Origin of the sequence: Paraburkholderia sediminicola, from assembly GCF_046026675.1 — a bacterium.
In the GTDB taxonomy this organism is placed as follows: Bacteria; Pseudomonadota; Gammaproteobacteria; order Burkholderiales; family Burkholderiaceae; genus Paraburkholderia; species Paraburkholderia sediminicola_F.
In genome coordinates this window covers 118,829-141,251 of the sequence record NZ_JAQQEY010000003.1, presented here as the reverse complement: position 1 = coordinate 141,251, position 22,423 = coordinate 118,829, and the positions used below count along the sequence as shown (strand labels likewise).

Genomic DNA, 22,423 nt, shown 5'->3' with positions numbered 1-22,423 from the left:
TTAAACCAATATGGCGCTGACGCAATTCGTTCAACGCGCGTCCCACAACAAGGAATCTGCAGCCGTCGTGCGATGAGCAGGTAGGGCGGCAACGGCCCTCCCACAAGGACACGGCGGCGAGCCTGCCTAAGTAAGCACCATAGCGCCAGCTCACCGATTACGACAAACACTCTCTCACAACGTTTAAGCACGGCGCGCGCCGCAAGCGTAGGCGTAGGCAGCATGCAGGCGCATCTTGCGCTCGAAGGGCGGTTCACGGAGGGCTGCTTCGAGCTCCTTGCCGGCGCAGCTTGAGGTGATTTGAAGCCAACTCCTGCAAGCTGACTTCGAGGCGTGCGCCCTCATCTTCAATAAAGCGTTGCTCACGCATCCCCCTGCGCTTGCATTCGTAGCACACGATGGAGCCCTCCCGCTCTGACATGACAGGAACGGTTCGCAGCTTTATATCCGTACATGGACTGCCGCCTATGAGCAAGAGTGGTTTGCATTTGAAAAGTCTCGACTGCGTCCGTACATTCGGCTTTGGGGTATTCGTCCTTTTCGTGCTAAATCTGGCGGTTTACCCAATTTTTACTTTAAAAATCAAAGGCGTATGCGGTCGTCGATTTTTCCGAAGGTCGGCCCTTAGCGCAAAATCTGGCGGTTTCATCGGGCCGTGCGGCGAACGCGGGATCGAAGTTGACAAGCAAATCCGCACCATGAGCCCGCTGTTCGCGTCCCCGCTTTGCCTCAGCGCGCGGTTTCGGCGACGAGACGTGCGTTGCCCAAGTTGAACTGCCTGATCTCTCTCTGCGAGACAACGAGTTCAGTATCGATGTTCGTCGTCGCTCCTTTTCAGACCCTCTTCACGATCCGGCCATGCGTCGCCAAGGCGCGGCATCCAGTAGCATGCCGCGATAACGCTCGATCGGAAAGCTCAACGTTCCGCGGAAATTGACGTGCGCGAAGTGCGCCGGCCCCAGCCGCCGCAACCAGTCGTCGTCAATCCCCTGCCCTTTGCGTTGCCAGTCATCAAGAGTGGTCTGCATGCGCTGCGTATTCCACGCAATCACCAGGTTCGTCAGCAACGTCAACGAGCCGGATATGGCAATCATTTCGTCGCGGCGCCGTCCGCGCTCAGGCGCGATCTTGCCTGTGTAGATCGCGCGCTGCAGCTGATGAACGGATTCGCCGCGGTTAAGCAACGTATGCATTTCGCACCGAAACTCCACGTTGCTGAAGTAATCGCACAGGAATAGCGTACGCAGCAGCCTGCCAAGGTGGTCCGCCGCGCGGTACACGGGGTCACCCTGCGCCGCGCTGCCGAACCGCTGTAAAACGACACTTGCGCTCACGCGTCCCGAGTGAATCGACGCGACGAGGCGCAGCAGTTCCTCCCAGCCATCACGGATCGCCTTGATGGATATCTCGTAGGCAAGGACCGATGCCAACCCGTCGGGAGCGGCCACTCGTCTCGGCAAATACAGTTTCCGTTCCGAGAGGTTGCGCAGCCGCGGGCAGAGATCGAAACCGAGCAACTTCGACACCGCCATTCCTACATTTGTGTACCCGTGCGTGTCTACCGAAAGTCGCAACACCCCGCCGTCGTCACGGTTCTAGTTGTGACGGATAACGCCCTCGATCGCCACTCCAGCCTGACGCTCGTTCAGCACGATCGGCTGGTTATAGACAATGCTATGCTGATCCAGCACGTGCGTGTACATGCCCACCGCATGAGTGCGACGTCGCGGATCGACCCGCGCATAAAAGAGATGCCGCGAGGTATCCAGACTCATTGAGTCGCTCGATGCCTGCCGCCCGGTGCCCCAGAGTTCCGTAATCGGATGCGTGCGCTGGAATTCCACCACGCGGTCGTTTGCACGTGGTAGCCGACCGGGCATCTCAAGGAGGCGCATTGCCGTCGAAATGTGCGCTGGGTCCAGTTGCGGGATCATCGCGGCGACATTCTTCGCGTCCATTTCCGTGCCGTGAGCGATCAATGCAGCGTACAGCGAGACGAGTTCGTTCGCATCGCGCGCCTTGCGTGACCGGAGCACTTCACTGAAGCCCGTGTGCGCATCCATCTCCATGAGCATGTCGGCGAACTGCACGGTTCCGATCTCCTTGAATATCAGATCCCGCGTGCGTTTCGGCATGCCATCGGTCGGCAATGCTTCAATCGCTGACAGGTGCAGCACGCCGTCGGCGCCGATCGTCACGCGGCCTGCCTCGCGCGCCTCCTCCAGCGCAGCCAGGCCTGCCTTCAGGTGTTCCGTCAGCCGTTCAAGAAACGGCTCTGCGGTTCCCCGCAACCCGAGCGACGACAGATAGCGGTCGCGATCGCTTTCCCATTGCGCGGGTGGAATCAGCAACTGATCGCGCTCCCGGAACGACAGGCTGTGGTTGACCCAGACCGAGCCGCGGCGAAGCCCCTTGCGCAGCCCCGTGATTGCCGATGCTTCCAGTGCCCGCAACGCGCGCACCCGATCTTCACCCTTGATGAGATCGCGCCAGGCGGCGCTGACCGGCACGTCACTGTCGGGCGGCAATTCGGTCGCGCCGCTGTCATGCAGTGTGCCGATAAGTTCGAACTGTCGCAGGCTTGGTTCCGCTTCTCTGCCCACGAAGCCTACCTCGCGTAACGGCCACAGCAGATTGCGGATGCGGTGATGATCGTCAGTGAGCGTTTCGCGTACGCTGGCTGCGTGACTTGCCGGTGGCTTGTCTACGAGGCCCTCAAGAAGCTTGCCAATGTCGTCGAGACGTTCTTGCGCCGTACGCTTGCTGTCCTGAATCAGCGCTTTGATCGCAACCAGTTGCTGCCGGTATTCGACAGCCGACCGTGCCTGCCTGACCGTCGTACGGTCGTAAGCCTGCCGCACGAGGTCCGAGACCCGGCGCCCTGTTTGATAGAGTAGCGCGTCCGTCAACTCGAGCAGCATGACGCGCAGGAAAAAGATCAGCTCGATGGTGCGGGTCGACTCCTTGAGTTCGCGGACCTTCGCAGGACGGCGCGCCTGGATGCGCTGCGCGTACGCACGCTGCTTTTCGATTGGCACGGCGTCGAGTACCCACGTATGCGCACCGAGTTCCTTGAGGAACCGGACCTTCACAAGGGTTTCGGTGAGCGTCGAGGGACTGTGTCGCGCTGGTGGCGTCTTCAACCATTCGAGAACTCTCATGCCAGAAGTCCCATACTGGGCGGAGAGGACAGAATCGGCATGAACCAACTGTGTTTTCGTGACTGTTGCCTTGATAAGGGCGAGCAGACCACGCTCAACATCCGACCAGATCGAACGGCCGAGATCCCGCAGTTTCCGTTCGGCGGGTATCAGGATGCGACGCTCATACAGCCAGCAATGGGCGTGCTGGAGCAACTCGTCAAGGGTAAGGGATTCGATGGCATCCTGTCGCATCCACGCTTCCAGTCCTGCCCAGTGGCTCGGTCCGATCGACGTCAGGCCGAGATATTCGCAGATCCAGACCTGATGCTCGTACAGCGTCTTATAGCGCTGATAAAGTGTGCGAAGGGACGCGATAGTCGGGGTGGGTAGGCCGAGCCGCTCGCCAATGTAGCGCAGTAACTGGCGCGGGAGTGTGCCGACATGATCGAGGGTGTGGCCACTGGCCCGCAGAAAGACCAGTTGGATGGCAACGCCGGCAAGGCGATCGCGCCGAAAGCGATCGTTGATTGCTGCAATGTCGCTGTCAGTCAACGCGAAGTAGCGCTCCACGTCGAATTCCGATAATCGGGCGGGCAGGCGATCCTGTCCCACATAACGAAATTCCAGGCCTGGCATCTCCTGCCTCCCGTCAAGGTGACGCGATCTGCAATCGCGGGCAGGTATGTTATCGCAGACGCTTTTTGGGCCCCCGGATAAAAGTCGGAGCCTCATGGCAGCTCATAAATTATGGTGCTGCCAGAGAAAACCGCCAGATTTAGCACGAAAAGGACGAATACCCCTCTTCGCGGTCGGCGAGTCGTCGGGGCCGACGTTCAAGGCATCTGCTTATACGGGAGTCTTGCGCCCGCGGCTCGGAAAGCCTAGATCAGGTGATCAATACCATTCGATCAGTTCGATCACGGCGTCAAGATCCCGCGTTCCTTCGTTGGTCAGCGGTCATCGGTCATTTGGTTCCCAACACAAAGTCATCGATGCCCCCAGGTGGCGTCATCAGTCGCGGCGTTTGCCTGCCTTGGGTCAGCACGGGTACACGATCCGAGACCCACGCATCCAGGTTCTTGTAGGTAACCCGACCCGTAGCGCGCGGGTCGGCCTGCCACTGCGCGCCAAGCCCCTCAATCAGCGCCTCGGTGAACGCTCCATGCTGGAACTCGGGCTCTTCCCAGGAGGACTGGTCACCCTTGCTACTGGCGAAAACCAGCACCTGGTTCTCGGTGCGGGTCAGCTCCGCTGCCAGCACATCGCCATTGCTGGCCTTGACCGCCGCATTCAGTGTGGCGCCGGTCGCATTACCTGCGTGGCAGGTATCGATGAAGAACACCGCTCTGGTGCCGTCGCCCCTCAGGTTAAAGTCGATCAGCGCGTCCTGAATGGCCTTGTAGGGAACGCCCGTGTCAGTCAGTCTCTTGAGATCCACATCCACGGTGCCGTAGTAGTAGCGCCGGTCAGTGGCCATCGTGAAGCCGTGGCCGGCCAGAAACACCATCCCCACATCTCCCGCTGCCACCTGCGATTTGATCCAGTCCAGCCCGGCCAACACATTGGCACGCGTGGCCTGGGCATCGGTGAGCACCCTGGTTTCCACGTCACGGTAGGCCTTCCCCTGCTGAGCCTTGAGCACGGCGGCGAACGCCTCAGCATCGGCGTCCGCATAACTAAGGTGCGCCACGCTCGGATCGCTGTAGGCGGACACACCCACGGCGAGCACCCAGAGCTTGGGCTTCTGAGCCTTGGCCGTGCCCTGCTTGCCGACGGCGAACACCTTGCTGCCTCCTGCCCACTGCAAGGTCAGTGTCTTCGGCAAACTTGTTGAATTTTTGTTGTCGGCGTAGATTTTCACCTCGCTGTCCTTGGGCGGAAGCACCAGAGTCAGTTCCTGCGAACCATCGGCGTCCACAAGTTGGGCCGCCCGTGGACTGGGCATAATTTCGCCGTTGACCAGCACGCGCAGCCGGGTGACCGGCGCATCATCCGGCGCTCTCACCTGGATACGTATCGGTACGGTTGTGTCGGCAAAGCGCTCCGGTGCTGAGACGATCTCAACCACGGGCGGCAAGATCTTTGCGACCGAAATGGTAGGCTCGCGCCGGCCAGCCGCGGCGTTGGCCTGTGCCACGGCAGTGGCCTCGTTCAAGTTAACGAGAACACGGTCAATGACGTCAGGACGGTTGAACCGGTCGCGGAACTGGCTGGCGGGGAAAAAGTCTGCAGTCTGATCCTTGCCCCGATTGACATGCCACCCAATCAGCTCTTCAGCGCCAGGACTGGCGTGGTAATAGCCAGACGGCGTCCACATCACCCAGCGCCTTTTGTCGGGGTCCGGGTAAAAGGCCAGTTGCTCCGCGCCATCCGAAGCGCGGTGCCACCGTATCGTACCGTCACCATAGGCCGCTACCACCCATCTCCCGTCCTGCGAGACGTTCACCGCGAGTACCCCGCTAAGCGCAGGTTGTTCCCATTGTTCCCTGCCCCTGCGATCATAGGTACGCAAGAAAAACCCCGTTCCTAAAACAAAACCATCGCCGCCCGGCAACAGAGCGAGTCCGTTCGACATCTCGTTTGGCTTTAGCGTAAGTGGTGAGCCGTTGAGCGTCGGGGCAGAATACGAGGTACCGTTCCACCCCGCCACATCCAAACCGGGGGCCGCGATCTGAGCTGGGTTGAGTCCAGTGGTGTCCAACGGCAAAAAGGAACCGTTCAGGCTGTCGAATATAGCGGGAGATTTGCCTCCTTGTTCGTAACAGAATCGTACCCGTGTCCCATCGGCAGACAAGGCAAAGCCGCTTTGGATATTGCGAAAATTCGCCACCGCAGGAGCGTGGAAGATCTGGCGCGTGCCATTCGCGTTGACCACCCCCCAGGACGAGTCCCCGCTAGCAAATGCCAGACGCCCGTCAGGCAGTGCGACGAGATACGTGACGGCCCCCTGCGTAACAGGCCAATCTTGCGCCGGACCCGCACCGCTTCGGCTCCAGCGCCGGATGTATTGCCGCTCCTGTCCGTTAAAAGTTTTCTTCGCATCCCCCCCTGCATAGAGGCTCGCACCGTCGCTCGACCATGCGATGCCAATCAATCCAGCAACGGTCCCCATACTTATCCCCACCGTATTGGGCGCATAGCTGAAGGACAAATCGCGGCCGTCAAGCACGTTAACGGCAATGGTGTCGAGAAAACCCACTGCGATGTGCGAGCCATCCGGCGAAAAGCGCGCGGCGGCAGGTTGCTTGCCGCCGGGCGCGGGGCGTTTGGCAATTAATGTCAGGTGTACCCCATCGAAGCGATACAAGCGCAGCAGGCCGTCAGAGCTGGTCGTCACCAACTGTCCGCCAGCACCGAAATCGACGGAATAGCTTGGAGCGTGATAATCATCGTCTTCGCCGATCAGCCGCCCATCAGCGACGGAGAACACGCGCAGTCCCCTCCTGGCAAGTGTTGCCGCCACGCTGCGCCCATCCGGAGAAAAAGCGAGGTGGATGATGTTGCCGGGTAACCCCGTCAGACGGCGTAGCAACCGACCACTGGCTCGGTCGAAAAGGTAAATAGACATACCGTCGCTAGCTACCTGGTCTAATCCGCGGTTGAACTGCGTAATTCCCCCCAATGCCACCGTCTGGCCATCTGGCGAGAGGGCTACGGCATCGAGCTGGCCCTCGTTGCCGCTACCGATCGGGATGCGCAACGTTGCCACCAGGTGTCCGTCGCGTGCATCCCACACTCGCGACGTCTTATCTTGTGACGCAGTGACCAACCAACGTCCAGCGCCGTCGGTAGCTATGTCTCGAATCACCCCCGTATGTTCACCGGGGTTGATGCGCAATATCGGTTCAGTGGGTGGCTCACCCGCATGGACTGCAAATGACGAAGCGAGAGCAACGCTTGCGATGACTCGCAGAAATTTTAAACATGAAAGAGAGTGCATGACCTACCCAATATTTTTCGTGGACGTTGTTGAATTGCGGGTATTGCAATTTCTCGGCTTCCTCAAATTGGATGAATCAATAAATTGACTAGAACGAATTCCTGAAACCCTATTTCTGTCCACCTCCATATCGCTTAAGCCAATCAGTCGATGCGGGCGTTGCGGGCCTGATCGCTACGGCGCGCTGCATCGCTTCAAATGCCCATCGGCCGTCCCCTTGTCCCTCGAGGTAATACACGTATAGCAACTCAGCCTCAGCTTGATTCAACTTGGCAGTTTTCAATGTAGAAGGTGGAGGCGGCAACTCTGACGGGTCAACCACAAACAGGTTGTCCTCACGCAGTTCTGGTGGCGATCCATCAGCGGGGGTGTTGAACACTGAGAGGCTGTACTGACCCGGTTGAAGATTCAACTCAGGCGTTCGAGCGTTGTTAGCCTCGATATTGGCCACTCTGGCAATGGTTTCTCCGTTGCTGGCGTTTCTTAGCTCCAGCCGGAACGGAGGCGTACCGCCAGTCCACGCAATGTAAAATGACCTTTTCCCAGATGCCACGAGGTTTGAGCGCTCGCTACTAAGAATAGGCAAGCCGAACTTATCGCCACGAGAAAGGGTTGCCACGGAATACGTCGCCCGATCCCCGCCGGAAATATCTTTCCACAGCTCAATTGCCATGTCGGTGAGTCCGACCTTTTCGCACGAAATCTCTGCCGAAGGGTGGGTTGCATCAAGCTGGATATTCTTTCCACCCTGCACTGTGGTAATCAATACCCTCTTCACCTTGGCGTTAGCTGCAAGGAAAGTTATTTTGTCGCAAGGTTGCAATGGCGAAGTCGGGTCGATAGTCTTTTCGCCGCGCTGGATTTTGATGGCCTCGAATGGTGGAGTCGATGTGGCGGGATCGGGCTGGACGAACGCCGCGAAAGGCGCTGCACTACTACCTTCCGATACAAGCAACATGATCACCGACACGAGAAGATTGAGCTGGCGGCTCCTGTTTGAAATGTCAACGTGCTTCAAAATGCCTCCCAACACAAAAATAGACCGTTGCTCACAATCCGCAAAAATCAGTTATGCTTATCATAAGATTTGGTCAGGCGGTTGAGCTCCCGCCGTTCCTTGATAGACTCTATCCATCGCTCAATCTGGATACCGATGATCGGTGCCGAAAAGTCGAGCCAGACGCCGTGTGAAAAGAACAGGAAACTGACGCCTCCGGACACAACAATCACGACTAGAGTCGCAACTGTGGTAGCGATAAGTGGGTTGACCGTTGCTGATATAAAGCTCACCACGAAAATCGTCAAGATTGAAAATAAGACGACATACGTGTTGGGCTCCCTCATGAGCTGGTTCTCGGTCATCGAATCAATCGCGTTGGCCAGCACCAGTGCGCCCGGCATGCGCCCGAGCGGCGTATAGTATTTGTCGCCCGCTTCCTCGAATGTTTGCCCGATGACAACCACTCGACCGTGAACCTGATCCCGCCACTGCTGCATGAACTCGGCGGAGAAATTCAGGAGTGGCAGCGCCGGCAGAATATCCATCTTGTCAGGCGGGTAGCGAAACATAATTCGGTTCCCTACCTCCCCGGCGTCCGGCAATTCGCCTATGGGGGCGCCCGCTGCACTGAACGCCTCACGTATCTGTTCCCAGTAATGCTTTTTCAGGCCAATGGAACTGTCGCCATGCCCGGCTCGTCCGCAGGCTCCACCGGCTTCCGACTGACCGTCTAGAGTCTGCTTTAATTCGCAGGAACGTTGCGCAAGGTCTGATGCAGTCAATCGGCTTGCACTAAGCGCCGGAAACGGCGCGCAAGGAAGCACGCCAGCTGGCTCGACGACATCGCTCCGAATGTTCAGAGCGTTCGCGCGCGTGAGCAGTTGCACCGAGGGCACTACTCGCAATCTCCCTTGAACCGTTGAACCTGACTCTCGTTCGCAAACGACTCTGAACAAATCCCATTCGCGCAAAACTTGATCAGAGTTGACCTCGAAATAAGGAGCCGCAGCGACGATTCGGCCACCAGAGCGGGCAATGAGACGATCTATCGATTTTGATTGCCTCAACTCAGGAAGAAAGGCGTCTGCATCTTGAGCCAATGGCTGGCGTTCTGAGCGAACAACAATCAATTTGCGATCTTGGTAATTCGGCTCGAAATAAGGTTTCGTCAGTAACTCGCTTAGGCTACTCGCAAAGCGGCCATCTTCCTGGCGGTCCAGATCAGAAGGATCGCCACGACCGGATGAGGTCGTCTCGATGGAGCCCCTGTCCTCTACCGCAATGTCGACGACCACTTGCCGCGCACCGAGCTGAAACGCGTGGTCCACAAGCGTGCCCAGTTCCGCTTGCGGCGCGCGATTGGGTTCGCCGCCGCCCCAAGCTGGGTTTCGCCACGTTTCGTCATCAATTCTCACCAGCATCGGACGATTTTCGACAGCCTTGGATTCAGGACAAGTGCCAAGTATCGAGCAGTGGCGAACGTTCAAGCGGTTCACAACATCCAGGCCCCAATTTTGGGCTGCAACTATGGGACCAAACTGATACGTGTGTCCGGCAACGTGAATCACCGCCTCGATTGCACACCCTAAAGCAAAGCCGATGATCCAGCGTCTCACCCACCTGGGAAGTGTGCGCCCTCTTTTCCTGGTGTGTTTCCAGCGCGGTCGTGAGACAGAACGGGCAGCAGTCAATCGTGCCTTGATGTCGCGGCGCTTTGCCTTCCGGACGACATGTTGTTCATTGGTTGGGTCTGTCATCTGATTCCCAGCGCAAAGTCATCGAGGACCAGAGGGGGCATCTCGTCAGTCGCGAAGTTTGCCTGTCGTGCATGGTCACGGGAACGCGATTCGAAATCCATGCGTCCAGGTTCTTTGTAGGTGGCCCAACTGGTAGCTTCGGGGGTACCTGTCACTGGCCGCCGAGTCCCTTCGATCAGCCCCTCGGTGACCGCCCACCTCGGACCTCGGGCTCTTCCAAGGACGAATTGTCGCGCTCGCTACTGACGAGGAGGGTCTGCATCCGAACGCAATGCGTGCACACCATGCATGCACGTTCGATGCCATGCCACGCGGGTAGGACCTGCACGATCAGTGCTGAGTGCCAATTGGCAGAAAATGTTTCAGGAACGAAACGTTAGGCGCAAGTTTTGTCGGCTTCCCGAGTTTCCGGGCAATCACCCGGCATCACGATAGCAATCCAGTCGACTTAATTGACGGAATCTGCGCATGATTGTCAGATTCCACTGGCGTTTGTCGGAAGGGTACCGGCACCGGTGGGGGGGATCGAAGGGGGCGCCGCCGAACGCATCGGTCGCGGCTGCGTGCACCGTCTCGGGAGGCTCGCGCACGAGTTCGAGCGTTGCTTCTCTCCTAGTCTTCACTGCAATGGGCGAGGGAAGCTCCTTCAGAATGCGAATTTCACAGGAAGGCCGCTTCCGGGGCGATTTCAAGTCATTCGCCAGACACGAGGTCTGGCCGGGATTCCGCAATATCAGAAGCTTCGGGTATTAATGAATCCCGGCCGCCCCTCCTGTACTCAAAACCTCGCCAAGGAGATAACAAAGGCACAACTACGACACTTCTACTTTGCTGCCGCTACGACACTTCAGAATGGCCTCGACAAGTGGTACGTGGAAGAGCGTTGCGGATTTCCCGTTCCTTTCACGAATTCGACGCAACAGCTTCGTACCATTTGGTACCTGATCACTGTTGCGTGAATCCATGGCATTTCTACAGCTATCGGATCCGCTGGTGCCGCCGCATCTCAGAAGTCCCACACTGGTGAGCGAAGCTGGCGTTCCGCGATACTGGGCGAACATCTGGTCGATTGTTTCGATGGGTCATCTGGCCGCATCGACCCAGACGGGCAAGCTTCGGTACATTGAAGATCTGTATCAGCATGCGGACCGGTTGCTAGGACCGAGCGGTCTCGATGACGCGCTGGCCGATGCGCTCGAATCGTGGTTTGTCTCGATCAGGAACCGGCCACGCATCACGCGAGCCGACGAGCTGCGCTGGCATGCGAAAGGTACCTTTGGTCGCGGAGACGACGCAGCACCCCTCAGCGAGGTCGACCGTTTCCCTCGCGCGAACGATCTGCATGTGCAGATTTGTGCACGTTGAAACGAACGGTGGCGGAGCTGATCTGGTTCAGCCGTTGCCGCCGCCGCTTCGATAGCGTTTGGTGACTATGGCGGATCATCGAGTCGATAAGCGTCGCGATGAGCGCCTTCAGACGCTTGCCGCAGATCTGGTCGGCGGTATCCCCAAGCGGGACCTCAGCTTGAGTTCTAAGCTTCTTCGGGTGCCCGACCGATGATGCCTGCGTCGTAACCCAGCCGCTCCGATGCGAGCGCGGCGCAATCGAGCAACGATTTGATATGCGTCGACTCTCCTGAAAGCCCCAGATCGTTGTCCCGTCCAAGCGCACCGATCACGACAGTGACCTTACCCTTGTGATCGTAGATAGGGGCGGCGATGGCACTTACGCCGGGTATGCTCAGCCCGGCGATTGCAGCGTAACCGTTTGAGCGTACTTCTCCATAGAGTTCGCGCAGTTGTGCCGGCGTGAACTTTTGCCCGGAAACCGAAAGCGTGTGCTCCTGAAGCTTGGCGGCCCTCTTCACGCTCTCCTCGGGCAAATGGGCTGCGAATACCCGTCCTGTCGCGCTAAGGTGAATAGACAGTTGCGCTCCGACGCGGATGTTCATGTAAATGGGGCTATCGGCTTCCTCCAGCAAACAGACGACCGGACCCATATCGGTCCAGATCGCACCGAAAGTGGTATCTCGCGTGGCGTCCCTCAACTGTGCGATTGCACGGGCCGCTTCCTTGACCGGCGAGCATGCCCATAGTCCGGAGAGTCCTATCGCGATCGAGCTCTTGCCAACTCCGTAGTAGCCACTGGCCGTGTCCTGTTCGACGAGTCCCGCTCGCGTGAGGCTCACCAAATAGCGGTGCACCTTTCCGACGGGCATGCCGCATTTCGCCGCAAGTGATCGCAAGGGAGCGGGCCGTCCAAAAGTCGCAAGTGCTCTGAGAATTTCTGCCCCGATTTCGACCGACTGAATGCCGGGACGCTGGTCGTCGACCTGATCATCCTGCTCGGCTTTCGTTTCTACGTTCATCGCCTTCCTTTCATGGATTGGTGCAAAGGGTATCAGCGGCATCACTTACCTTCAAGGTGCGCCGTCCTCGCTGCGGTGCCGAACCTTCGCGACGTGTGCGCTTGACAAGCGATATTTCGTCTTATATTGTATGATTCATAGTACATTATACGATGTCAAATAAACCCAAAAAGGAGAAGGAGATGGCCATGGAGCTTGATCATGCTGAGGTGCGCGCCCAACTCTCGAGCGATGCATCCGCGCTGAATCTCGTGGAGTTCTGGGAGCAGCGTATGGAGATCGAAGTTGAGGAGCCGCGGGTGGCTGCTGTGCCGCATCACTGGAAGTGGTCGGACATCAGCCCGCGGCTCGCGGTGGCCGCCAGGACCGTGCCGATCGAGGAGTGCGAGCGACGGGCTCTGGTGTTCGCCAATCCCGGGCTATCTGGCAAGCCCTACATTACGCAGACACTGTTTGCTGCCTATTCGCTTTACAACCCGGGGGAGCAGGCGCCGGTGCATCGGCATACGCCGAATGCGAGCCGCTTCGTGCTGGAAGGCAACGGCGGGTTTACGGTGGTGAATGGCGAGAAGATTCAAATGTTGCGCGGCGATCTCGTGCTGACGCCTAACGGCTGCTGGCATGATCACGGAAACGAAGGGACGGAACCGGTCATCTGGGTTGACGTTCTCGACGTTCCGCTGGTCGAGTCACTCAATTCAACGATGTTCGAGTTCGACTACGTCGAAGACAAGCAGCGGAAGACGACCCAGTCGATCGCCGCGCCGTCGGGATATTCCACACAGCTGTACTCGCGCGGGGGTCTCACGCCGAACTTCGTTGACCACCGTAGGGGTCGCGTCGATCACTCCCCGATGTTCGTATATCGATGGAAGGACACGCGGGCAGCGCTCGATGCAATGTCCGGCCTACCTGGCAGTCCATACGACGCGATCACGGTCGAATATACAAACCCGGTTAGCGGTGACCCTGTGATGTCTACCATGTCTTTTAGAAGCACGTTGCTGCGCGCAGGCGAACGCACGCTGCCACAAAGGCGAACCTCTTCCTCAGCGTTTGTCGTGCTGGAAGGCACCGGAAAAACCGAAATCAACGGGAAAACTTTTGAGTGGAAACCCAACGATGTCTTCTGCGCGCCCCCTTGGTCGTGGTATCAGCATGAATCGACCGGCGGCGAGGCGGTGCTCTATTCGGTGACTGACGAGCCCGCCCTCAAGAAACTCGGCTTGATGCGCAAACAGGCGCGTAGCGGTGACGGAACCATCTCTGAACTGGAGGCAGCATGAACACAGCACAATTCCCGTCCGGCTGGCAGACGGTTTCTCAGCAAGAAGACATCGAAGCGTTCTGCGTCGGCCCCGCCCAAGGCGAGAACGATGCGCCGCGAGGCACCGTTCTGTTGCTTCAGGAAATCTTCGGCGTGAACCAGGCGATCCGACACGTTGCGACGCAACTAGCCGAGAAGGGATTCAGGGTGGTGTGCGCAGACGTTTTCGATCATGTCGAGCGCCGGGTCGATCTCGGCTATAGCGAGGCCGACCGAAAACATGGCTTCTCGCTGCTCCAGGCCTTCAATCCGGAAACGGCCCTGGTGCACTGCAACGCCATTTCGGAATGGGCGCGTCACCTGCCCGGCTCCAATGGCAAGCTGGCCGTAGTCGGGTTCTGCATTGGCGGCCTGCTCGCCCTGAAGTACGCCGCCCGTTTCCATTGCGATGCCGCGGTTTCCTTCTACGGGGTGAAGGTTCACGAGAATCTGTCGGAGCTGCGCACTATCGAATGTCCGGTGCAGTATCACGTTGGCAAGGAAGATACCCACATACAGCCGGAGCATGTAAAAGCTGTTGAGGAAGTCGTCAGCAGCATGCCGAACGCAACCGTCTACGCCTACGAAGGCGCGAAACACGGATTCTTCAATCCGCTGCGCGAAGAGGCTTTCAACCGGGAGGCGTTCCTCACGGCAGATCACCGCATGCTCGAACTGTTGACGGAGCGGCTCCAATGATTCCACCGTTCCAGTTCGAATGCCACTCGCCGACAGTCCTGTTCGGTGCCGGCCGCGTCTCTGACTCTTACGCGATCTAGGGGACAGGAGCGGTCTGTGATGCAAGCGCGATAGGGGTCATCACACTATCCACCTGCCATTGGCGGTTTCGCACTGAGGCCGCTAGCGGCCGCCATGTATCTCATGGCCTGGACGATATCCGCCGTCTGATCTTGGAAGGACCAAAGGATCAGGTCTGCCATAGACTGGGGAAGAAATTCAGACCGAGCGCGCCGTGACAGCGCGTTGCGTGGGGGCCGCTTCTATAAAAAGGAAGGAGACACCGTATGTCTGGCCTAACAGTGGGCATTGGCGCATCGATTGACGAGGCACCATTTGGCGGGACGCAGCAACTCATCGGCACGTTGTGCTCGCGCAGCACCTCGAGCAGATTGGCTCCCGGCGATACGGCCAGCATGCGATTGAGCGGACGGACAACCAGTTCCATGAGATTCGTTCTACTCGGAAATCTTGCGTGGACGAATTCTACGAACTGCTCTAACATTGGTAGACGCGATATCGTGAATTATCAACATTTACCTTGTGAATGAGATGACGGAACTGAATGACATCGACCTGAACCTGCTGGTCGTTTTCAACGAACTGCTCATCGAGCGTCGTGTAGCCAGGGTGGCTGATAAGCTTGGTTTGACGCAGCCGTCCGTGAGCAACGCGCTCAGCCGGTTGCGCAAACTTCTTCAGGATGAGCTTTTTATTCGCACGTCGAAGGGCATGGAGCCGACCCTCTACGCGAGTCAGCTTGCAGAGCCAATCGGTTCCGCGTTAAACACGATTCGAAGCTCGTTGAACCAGCAAACTGAGTTTTCCCCCGCCACGAGCACACGAAAATTCACCATTGGCATGGCCGATGTTGGGGAAATCTATTTTTTGCCCAAGCTAATGGACAAGCTGGCGCACGTTGCCTCCGGGGTTTCTGTTAGCACGCTGCGCAACACCGCGGTGAATCTGAGGGACGCGATGGAAGCGGGACAGGTCGATCTTGCAATGGGCTTACTGCCACAACTGAAGGCTGGATTCTTGCAGCGTAGTCTGTTCCAGCAGGCTTATGTATGCATGTTTCGCCAAGGTCATCCGCTGCAAGGGAAAAAAATTTCCGTCAAGCAGTTCACTGAGGCTGACCACGTCGTTGTCGTTTCCCCTGGAACAGGACATGCAAAAGTGGACGACATGATCGAGCGAAAAGGCATTCGCAGAAACGTTCGGCTTACCGTGCCACATTTCGTCGCAGTCGGGCACATCCTTTCGAATACGGATATGATCGCCACGGTTCCGGAGCGTTACGCGATGGAGTGTCTGGCGCCATTCAAGCTCGCGTACGTCAAGCATCCGGTCGAATTGCCAAGTATCGGCATCAACATTTTCTGGCATGCGAAAGTTCACAAAGAGCCGGGCAGCCAATGGCTGCGCAATTTGATTGCCGCTACGTTCTCGGATGCCGGGCGAGGGTAAGGATTGTGTCCGTCACGAAGGTAGCGCCCAGCATTTTCCGACGAGGGTGCGGGGAGGACTACGGGCCGATTGTTTCCGCGACGCCGGTCGTATCAGCAAGCTTGAATGACGAAACGACAATATTTAGTCTGGATGCCTGGTCCTCGAGCGACTGGGCCACTGCTGCCACCTGCTCGACCAGCGCCGCATTCTGCTGCGTCACCAGGTCAATCTGATTGACGGCCTGGTTGACCTGTTCTATGCCACGACTTTGCTCTTCCGATGCAACGGCAATGTCACGGACGATTTCGGAAACACGCCTGATAGCATCTTTGATCCCGCCCATCGCACTGCTAACTTCGATGGCCTGTTGCGAGCCATCCTGAATCGTTGCTACAGATGAGGCAATCAGTTCCTTGATTTCCTTTGCCGCAGACGCAGCTCGCTGAGCCAGACCCCGAACTTCACTGGCCACAACCGCAAAGCCTCTTCCTTGTTCGCCAGCTCGAGCCGCTTCCACAGCGGCATTGAGCGCAAGGATGTTGGTCTGGAACGAAATGCCTCAATCACGCCCGTGATTTCGGAGATCCTGTTCGAGCTACCGCTGATTTTCTCAACCGTGGTAACCATGGCCTGAACGACATCGCTGCCTGCACCAGCGATCTCTGCTGCACTTGTGGCCAGTGCATTCGCCTGGCGCGCATTGTCGGCGTTCTGCTTCACCGACTCGGTCAATTGCATCATTCTGGATGCAGTTTCCTCCAGCGACGCGGCTTGTTCTTCCGTGCGAGCAGAAAGATCAAGGTTTCCCGCGGCAATTTCGCGAGTAGACTTGGCAACTGAATCAGTCGACAAATGCACGGCAGACATGGTCTCTTCCATGCGGCGCATCAACTTGTCGAACACGGCGGCTGAGCGACAGAACTCGCCCATGCGCGGACTCGAAGACCGCATTGATAAGTCAAGCGTTGTCGCAATCGCCTCAAACCTCATAGCCACGCGGTTCAACCCACCGCATACGACACGGTGTAGATGGAAGCCACAGTAGATGGCGACGGCACAGGCGCTGTCACGTTGGGCGGGGTGTTCGCGTAACATGATGCGATGACTAAAACGAAATCGCTTTGTCACGGCCACCGGTTCCCGGCGACAATCATCAGCCATGCGGTGCGGTGGTACTTTCGGTTCCAGCTCAGCCTGCGCGACATTGAAGAGCTGCTGTTCGAGCGCGGCGTGACGGTCAGCTACGAGACGATTCGCCGCTGGTGCGAGAAGTTCGGCGCGGGCTTTGCCCATCGGGTGAAAGCGGCGCGCCGCAAGCCGGGTAGCACGTGGCACATCAATGAGATGTTCGTCACCCTGCGTGGCGAACCGCACCTGCTTTGGCGGGCAGTCGACGAGCACGGCGCCGAACTCGACATCCTGCTGCAAAAGCGGCGCGACAAGGTCGCCGCCAAACGTTTCTTCAAGCGTGTGCTGCGCTCAAACCCGGCGCCACGCAAGATCGTTACCGATCAATTGCGCAGCTATCCGGCAGCGAAAGCCGACATCCCGGAGTTGGTAAACGTGAAGCATGTGTTCGTCAAGGCTGCGGCCCGTGTCAACAATCGTGCAGAGAACAGCCATCAGCCCACGCGGGAGCGCGAGCGGCGTATGCGAGGCTTTCGCGACCCGAAGCGCACGCAGGCTTTCCTGTCGAGCTTTGCTCCGATCCGACAGCACTTCGCACTGAAACGACATCTGCTGCGCGCTTCGCTTTATCCCAAACACCTCGCGGCCCGGTTCGCCGCATGGCGCGAATTTACCAATGTCACCCAAACTCCGTCGAATGCTTTCTGAGCTACTGGGCCTCATCCATCAACACCGACGAAGTCCCGCAAGTTGACAGTGCCCGCTTTTCAGTTGCGGCTGCAAGCCTATGACCAGATCGACCTGCCCAGTCTCCACCGCGTCATTTAGATTCACAGCGGTGTTGCGCAAGGTACTCACGGAAACACCTGGGACAACGCGCGCCAACCTGCCCATCGGCTTGGGCAGAAAATAGATCTCGCCCACATCGGCCATACTAACAGTGAATTTTCGCGAGCTAGACGCCGGAGAAAATTCGCCCTGCCGATTCAATGAAGTTCGAATTGTGTTCCTAAAGCGGAACTGATTGGTTCTGCAAGCTCGGTCGCGTAGACAGTGGGCTCCATTCCTCTCTGCGTACGAATAAACAGTTCATCCTGAAGAATATTTCGCAGCCGACTGAGCGTTACTCACGGATGGCTGAGTCAACCCAAGCTTGTCAGCCACCCTGGCGACGCGACGCTCGATCAGCGGCTCGCTGAAGACCACCAGCAGATTCAGGTCAATTTCGTTCAGTTCCATGATTCCATTCACAACGTGAATGTCAAAGATTCACGACATGGCGTTTACCAATGGTAAAGCCGCTCCTAGAATTCGGCCTATAAGGATTTCCGAGTGAACCGAATCTCATGAATCTTGTTGTCCATCCGCTTGCTCGCACGATCACCGTTTCGCCGGGCGCCAATCTGCTAGAGGTGCTGCGCGAACATAACGTGCCAATTTCTTACAGCTGTACGGCCGGGCGATGTGGCACGTGTCGCTGCAAGGTCACGCGTGGCCATGTTCTCGAATCTGCTTCGAATGAGCAGCCTATCCGGGTGAATGAGGATCAGTATGCTCTGGCGTGCATGAGTACTTTGACGGAGAACTGCGAAATCGAAGTGCCTGAGCCGGACGAAATCGTCGTCCACCCGGCGAAAGTACTGAAGGCCACAGTGGTGTCGATCGAGGAGATGACGCACGACATCAAGCGCATCAGACTCCGACCAAGATAACGCTGGTCGACCATCCATTCAGGTGGCGTCTGGATCGCTGCCAACCTCCCCTCACTCAACCGGGCCAATGTAGAGAGTTGATTCAGCAGTGATGCGGAGACGGGAGGAAATAATATCCACCCCGCTTTTCCAAGGTTCGGCAGTTCCAGCCCCGTGCTTGTTTCCCACAACATGCCCACGCTGATCTGGTAACACGTCGCGACTCGACCTAGCCAGCTGCCAAATGCCTCTTCGAAAAACGGCCTTGGAGCAACAGGCCATGGCTTCACAGGATCAGGCATGTTCGCGAGCGACACGCTCGAGATGCGAGATACCGATAAACTCGTCTCCGTTTTGGATAGAAAGCTCCGCTGCGTCGTTCAGGATTGTCGAAATGGCGCCGGTCAGCCCACCGCTCGCTTCCAGCACGTACTGGACAATCTCGCGCCGTGAAAGATCGGACGGTTTCCTCAGCGGCAGCACCCTTTCGAAGGCGGCGAGAAGCCGCCGAAGGCTATCGCTCTCCCTCCACCGGGGTATCTCGAATGGCCTGTAACGGCTCACCATCTGCGGATCGGTTTGAAGCGCAAGAACTGCGTCGCGCGTGCCCACCAGGACCATGCTGATCTGCAGGTCATTTGCAAGGTATTTCAGCAGATTCAGAGAAGCACGCTGCTCCCGATACGTTCCTGCAAGCAGGTGATGTACCTCATCCACGATCAGCATTTGCGGCGACATCCGTTTCAGGATGTCCCGCGCCAGCCGTTCGAGAGAAGCCAGTCCCGCGGCAGCGTTATGTGGAGCACCGAGTTCGAATAACAGCGCGGAATAAAACCTATGCTGATCTGGAGTCGGGGGCATCTGGACGGAAACAACCGGACACCGCTCTACACCTCGTCTCTCATCAAATTCGTTGGGATGGGCGCGTCTGAACTTCGCCGTAATCTTGGTTTTACCAATGTTCGAATCGCCGTGCAATAAGAGGCATGGCATACGGTCGCGTGGTGGTGTCTCATAGAGCCTCTGAAGCACCTGTAACGCTTCAGTCGCGCGTGGATAATCGATCCAGCGATCACGAAGGAGACCTTTTACACGATCTTCGCTTCCCAACTGCGCCTGCTCTCTGGCAGCCGGATGTAAGTGCGCCAGTCCATCGTGCTTCATGTCGGCCCCTTACCACTGTTCGACGTTGTACGCCGTCACAGGTAAGTCATAATCCACCTGTTCCGCGTCCCGCTGTTCAGGTTGCTGCTCGGCGCCCTGCCGGCCTAGCCTTCCCACAGGAGGAATGCTCTGTGATCTGGAACGCCGACGCTTCCGTGTGGCTCGCGTCGCATTCATGATCACGCTCCGTTGCTCCATGATCGTCTCAAAAATTCCTCTTTCTGAGATCGTTCGCTGTCCTCTCTCCCTGATTGCTTTCAAGGCTGCCCGCTGTTCGAAGAGCGAGATGGGGGGCCGTCGCAAATCCGCGTAACGCACCTCTATGTAGCTCTTCTTTCCCGCACTTACGAATACCCTGGACAGGTCTTCGGGATGGTAACGAACAGTCACAGCACGGCGCGTCTCCCGCCATGCGGCGAACAACGGGTGCCAGTACCGAATCCGAAATATGTTGAGGCCGTCCGCCTGTATTGTTCGTAGCTCGACTGGCAGAAACCTTATCAAAAATTGAAGTTCTGCATCCGGTGCATTCGGCAGATATCGGGCCTCGGCCGAACTGGAAAGCTCGCGCCACTTTTCGGCAGGAGGAAGCTCAGACAAGCCGCGATGAGGGCTTTGGTGATATCGTCTTCCGATTTCGATCGTCATCCATTGTTCGAAGTCCCTTAATGTCAGGCTGGCGGTTTTCTCGGCCTGGCGAGCCTTGCGTCCTTTTGCGGACGATCCCGTCGCTCCTGGCAACCCACGCACGCGCTCCATCAACGTCCGGTTCAACCGTTCAATATGGCCACCAAAATGAGGCTTACCGACTGGACGATACATGAGGTCAATGCCGTATTCACGGCACCCGCTGCGGAGCGCCCTGCTCTTGAACTCAGCTGCGTTATCGAGATGCAGGACACGCGGAATGCCTCGCATGGGCCAGTCTGCTTCTACGCCTATCTTGGCAAGCCACGACGCTTTCGGCAACGCCACCCGCGTGAGAAGCAAGCCAACCGTGGCCGCACCGGGCCGCTCCATTCCTAAGTAGAAGCCCAGCACGCACCTCGATGCAACGTCAAGTGCGAGGGACAGCCAAGGTCGGCCAATGACCTGCCCGTCCAACTCGCTCACCAGCAGTATGTCGGCTTGCGTATGGTCGATCTGGACGATGTCAAGCGGATACCGGACCCCGAACGTGCCGGGTGCAACCATCGATTCTGGAAGTGCAGCTCGTGCCAATGCGTCCTGCTGGCGATATGCTGTCCATCGGCGAGCCACCGTAGACCGACTCGGAGAATCCAGGCCCACAACCGCACATCGACGTTTTATTTCAAGCACCAGATCGGTTGCTGGATGGGCTAGTTGCCGTTGCGCGGGTAACCACTCATGCACGACATCGTCGATGACAGTCTCAACCGCGGCGTCCAGTCGGCCGCCGGGTATGCGACCGCAAGGCGACGGCTGCAAAGTGCTCGTCACAGGATTCGCGAGAAAGCGGCGACGCAAGCGATAGACAGTCGCCCAGTGAACGTTGAGCAATTGCGCCGCTCGTTTCGCCTGCTCCCGGGAAAGCACGCCGTTTCCAAGCGGTCTAAGCAGTGACGCTATCTTCGCTGCCCGAGCTTCAATCTCTTCTGAGGAAGCCATGTCTACCCCCAATACGCAGGAAGGACGCGCTAGCAGCATTAAAGAACATGAAATCGACGCTAGCAACGTTAGTGGACAACGTGTCACTCAGTCGTTGTATCGCTACAACAACGCAAAATCGTTGGATTTTCCACTTTTCGGTCGGTATGTATGACGTTTTACGACAAATTCGGCGCTAGCAGTTTCGTTGACACGGCTAGCGGCAATTGTGAGCACCAACAGCGGCACACCGGCACGCGTATTGCGCCCGGAGTTCCTCGTCCGAAGGATCGGCGATGGCCAGCAGATATTCAATGAACAGTTCCTCGCCCGCCCCGATCGGCCTCAGCGTATGAATGAAAATCCGTCCCTGATCCTCGCTGGTCTCGCAGTTCGGCGCGCACGCGTGGTTGAGCCAGCGTGCACTGTTGCCACCGCGGCTCCCATCGATCACGGTCCCGTCCGACAGTCCGAACAGAAACGTATGTCCATCAACGCCTTCGCGCTGGTGACGGAGCACGGCATTGCGCCATGACGTGATTTCACCTTTGTACTGCAGCACGCGCTCGCCTGCCGCGAGCGGACGAATGGCGAACACGCCCCTGCCGTGAACTGACGATCGCCGGACGATCACGCGCCTCATGGTGTTCCCTCGATTGACATGCGCGCCAGTATAAAAGAGGCCGGATTTCGCATCTACAGCGATCACGCGGCTGACCCGTTTGGGAGTTTCCGCGCAGAGAGTTGCGTGGGTCCGACCGTCGAGCTTTGCGCAGGTCGCCGAACGTTGTTGACCGCACCATGGCGGGGTGCCGGACTAGAACAGTTGGGCGCCGAGTTCGCGCAGGCTGACCCACTTCACCGTGCTCACAAAGGTCCTGCCGGTGGTGTCGAGCGATTCGATCATCGCGCGCTGCCCACGCGCTTCTGCAATCACGCGCACGATGCGCGTCCGGTAGCGCAGTAACGCACCGATCGTTGGGCACGAGATTTCGCGCCCGCTCCGCGACCGTTTCTTTTCCATATGGGTATCTATAGACATGCAGCGAATCGCAGGGCCGCAGCACGTCGCGGCATCTCGCCACCAATGCTACCAGGCGGACTCGCCCAGGTCCAGGCTCTTTGCC

The 22,423-nt window shown here is 57.9% G+C and carries 15 protein-coding genes and 3 pseudogenes; 6 read left to right on the top strand and 12 right to left on the bottom strand.

Going from position 1 to position 22,423, the window contains the following annotated elements; translation table 11 throughout:
* Positions 1-845: 845 nt before the first annotated feature.
* The 5 genes and pseudogenes from PQQ86_RS38785 to PQQ86_RS38765 all read right to left on the bottom strand — a co-directional run bounded on the left by PQQ86_RS38785 (position 846) and on the right by PQQ86_RS38765 (position 9,840).
* Positions 846-3,779: pseudogene (locus PQQ86_RS38785) on the bottom strand (Tn3 family transposase).
* 328 nt (positions 3,780-4,107) lie between these two features.
* Positions 4,108-6,852, bottom strand: coding sequence for a caspase family protein (locus tag PQQ86_RS38780; RefSeq protein WP_408279736.1), 2,745 nt, complete (start codon positions 6,850-6,852; stop codon positions 4,108-4,110).
* A gap of 30 nt (positions 6,853-6,882) precedes the next feature.
* Positions 6,883-7,083 (bottom strand): annotated as a pseudogene (locus PQQ86_RS38775) (hypothetical protein); the annotation flags it as partial.
* Positions 7,084-7,192: 109 nt separating this feature from the next.
* Positions 7,193-8,101 (bottom strand): hypothetical protein, encoded by a 909-nt coding sequence (locus PQQ86_RS38770; RefSeq protein WP_408279559.1) that lies wholly within the window; start codon positions 8,099-8,101, stop codon positions 7,193-7,195.
* A 47-nt stretch (positions 8,102-8,148) separates the two neighbouring features.
* The gene (locus PQQ86_RS38765; protein ID WP_408279558.1) at positions 8,149-9,840 is read right to left on the bottom strand and encodes a CHASE2 domain-containing protein; all 1,692 of its coding nucleotides are present in this window, start codon (positions 9,838-9,840) and stop codon (positions 8,149-8,151) included.
* 963 nt (positions 9,841-10,803) lie between these two features.
* On the opposite strand from PQQ86_RS38765, the gene PQQ86_RS38760 reads away from it, so the two are divergent.
* Complete coding sequence (locus PQQ86_RS38760) at positions 10,804-11,205, top strand: hypothetical protein (protein ID WP_408279557.1); 402 nt, start codon at positions 10,804-10,806, stop codon at positions 11,203-11,205.
* Positions 11,206-11,372: 167 nt separating this feature from the next.
* On the opposite strand, the gene PQQ86_RS38755 is transcribed toward PQQ86_RS38760, so the two are convergent.
* A complete protein-coding gene (locus PQQ86_RS38755) occupies positions 11,373-12,251 on the bottom strand; it encodes an IclR family transcriptional regulator (RefSeq protein ID WP_408279556.1) in 879 nt (292 codons plus the stop codon).
* A 146-nt stretch (positions 12,252-12,397) separates the two neighbouring features.
* Here PQQ86_RS38755 and PQQ86_RS38750 point away from each other — a divergent pair, with 146 nt between their 5' ends.
* The 3 genes from PQQ86_RS38750 (at position 12,398) to PQQ86_RS38740 (ending at position 15,723) form a co-directional block, all read left to right on the top strand.
* A complete protein-coding gene (locus tag PQQ86_RS38750; RefSeq protein WP_408279555.1) occupies positions 12,398-13,495 on the top strand; it encodes a cupin domain-containing protein in 1,098 nt (365 codons plus the stop codon).
* The gene (locus PQQ86_RS38745; protein WP_408279554.1) at positions 13,492-14,214 is read left to right on the top strand and encodes a dienelactone hydrolase family protein; all 723 of its coding nucleotides are present in this window, start codon (positions 13,492-13,494) and stop codon (positions 14,212-14,214) included. Before PQQ86_RS38750 ends, PQQ86_RS38745 begins: the two co-directional genes overlap by 4 nt.
* 591 nt (positions 14,215-14,805) lie before the next feature.
* Complete coding sequence (locus PQQ86_RS38740; protein WP_408279553.1) at positions 14,806-15,723, top strand: LysR family transcriptional regulator; 918 nt, start codon at positions 14,806-14,808, stop codon at positions 15,721-15,723.
* Positions 15,724-15,781: 58 nt separating this feature from the next.
* Here PQQ86_RS38740 and PQQ86_RS38735 read toward each other — a convergent pair.
* A pseudogene (locus PQQ86_RS38735) lies at positions 15,782-16,527 on the bottom strand (methyl-accepting chemotaxis protein); the annotation flags it as partial.
* 279 nt (positions 16,528-16,806) lie between these two features.
* On the opposite strand from PQQ86_RS38735, the gene PQQ86_RS38730 reads away from it, so the two are divergent.
* Positions 16,807-17,541, top strand: a complete 735-nt coding sequence (locus PQQ86_RS38730; RefSeq protein ID WP_408279552.1) for an IS6 family transposase — start codon at positions 16,807-16,809, stop codon at positions 17,539-17,541.
* 381 nt (positions 17,542-17,922) lie between these two features.
* Here PQQ86_RS38730 and PQQ86_RS38725 read toward each other — a convergent pair whose 3' ends face one another.
* On the bottom strand, positions 17,923-18,072 hold the full coding sequence (locus tag PQQ86_RS38725) for a hypothetical protein (protein WP_408279551.1): 150 nt from the start codon (positions 18,070-18,072) through the stop codon (positions 17,923-17,925).
* Positions 18,073-18,179: 107 nt separating this feature from the next.
* Between PQQ86_RS38725 and PQQ86_RS38720 the strand changes: the two genes are divergently transcribed.
* Positions 18,180-18,545: a 2Fe-2S iron-sulfur cluster-binding protein gene (locus tag PQQ86_RS38720; protein ID WP_408279550.1), complete on the top strand. Its 366-nt coding sequence runs from the start codon at positions 18,180-18,182 to the stop codon at positions 18,543-18,545.
* A 273-nt stretch (positions 18,546-18,818) separates the two neighbouring features.
* Here PQQ86_RS38720 and PQQ86_RS38715 read toward each other — a convergent pair whose 3' ends face one another.
* The 4 genes from PQQ86_RS38715 to PQQ86_RS38700 all read right to left on the bottom strand — a co-directional run bounded on the left by PQQ86_RS38715 (position 18,819) and on the right by PQQ86_RS38700 (position 22,320).
* Entirely contained in the window at positions 18,819-19,688 is an 870-nt protein-coding gene (locus PQQ86_RS38715; RefSeq protein ID WP_408279549.1) for a TniB family NTP-binding protein, read from the bottom strand.
* Positions 19,689-19,697: 9 nt separating this feature from the next.
* Positions 19,698-21,317, bottom strand: coding sequence for a TnsB C-terminal domain-containing protein (locus PQQ86_RS38710; protein ID WP_408279548.1), 1,620 nt, complete (start codon positions 21,315-21,317; stop codon positions 19,698-19,700).
* 196 nt (positions 21,318-21,513) lie between these two features.
* Positions 21,514-21,939 (bottom strand): SET domain-containing protein, encoded by a 426-nt coding sequence (locus PQQ86_RS38705; protein WP_408279547.1) that lies wholly within the window; start codon positions 21,937-21,939, stop codon positions 21,514-21,516.
* A gap of 174 nt (positions 21,940-22,113) precedes the next feature.
* The gene (locus PQQ86_RS38700; RefSeq protein WP_408279546.1) at positions 22,114-22,320 is read right to left on the bottom strand and encodes a hypothetical protein; all 207 of its coding nucleotides are present in this window, start codon (positions 22,318-22,320) and stop codon (positions 22,114-22,116) included.
* Positions 22,321-22,423: the final 103 nt, after the last annotated feature.

Coding starts and splice junctions, on each gene's coding strand:
- PQQ86_RS38740 (WP_408279553.1), top strand. CDS start 14,806: ATGACGGAACTGAATGACATCGACCTGAACCTGCTGGTCGTTTTCAAC.
- PQQ86_RS38705 (WP_408279547.1), bottom strand. CDS start 21,939: ATGAGGCGCGTGATCGTCCGGCGATCGTCAGTTCACGGCAGGGGCGTG.
- PQQ86_RS38730 (WP_408279552.1), top strand. CDS start 16,807: ATGACTAAAACGAAATCGCTTTGTCACGGCCACCGGTTCCCGGCGACA.
- PQQ86_RS38745 (WP_408279554.1), top strand. CDS start 13,492: ATGAACACAGCACAATTCCCGTCCGGCTGGCAGACGGTTTCTCAGCAA.
- PQQ86_RS38725 (WP_408279551.1), bottom strand. CDS start 18,072: ATGGAACTGAACGAAATTGACCTGAATCTGCTGGTGGTCTTCAGCGAG.
- PQQ86_RS38715 (WP_408279549.1), bottom strand. CDS start 19,688: ATGAAGCACGATGGACTGGCGCACTTACATCCGGCTGCCAGAGAGCAG.
- PQQ86_RS38720 (WP_408279550.1), top strand. CDS start 18,180: ATGAATCTTGTTGTCCATCCGCTTGCTCGCACGATCACCGTTTCGCCG.
- PQQ86_RS38750 (WP_408279555.1), top strand. CDS start 12,398: ATGGAGCTTGATCATGCTGAGGTGCGCGCCCAACTCTCGAGCGATGCA.
- PQQ86_RS38760 (WP_408279557.1), top strand. CDS start 10,804: ATGGCATTTCTACAGCTATCGGATCCGCTGGTGCCGCCGCATCTCAGA.
- PQQ86_RS38700 (WP_408279546.1), bottom strand. CDS start 22,320: ATGGAAAAGAAACGGTCGCGGAGCGGGCGCGAAATCTCGTGCCCAACG.
- PQQ86_RS38710 (WP_408279548.1), bottom strand. CDS start 21,317: ATGGCTTCCTCAGAAGAGATTGAAGCTCGGGCAGCGAAGATAGCGTCA.
- PQQ86_RS38755 (WP_408279556.1), bottom strand. CDS start 12,251: ATGCCGCTGATACCCTTTGCACCAATCCATGAAAGGAAGGCGATGAAC.
- PQQ86_RS38765 (WP_408279558.1), bottom strand. CDS start 9,840: ATGACAGACCCAACCAATGAACAACATGTCGTCCGGAAGGCAAAGCGC.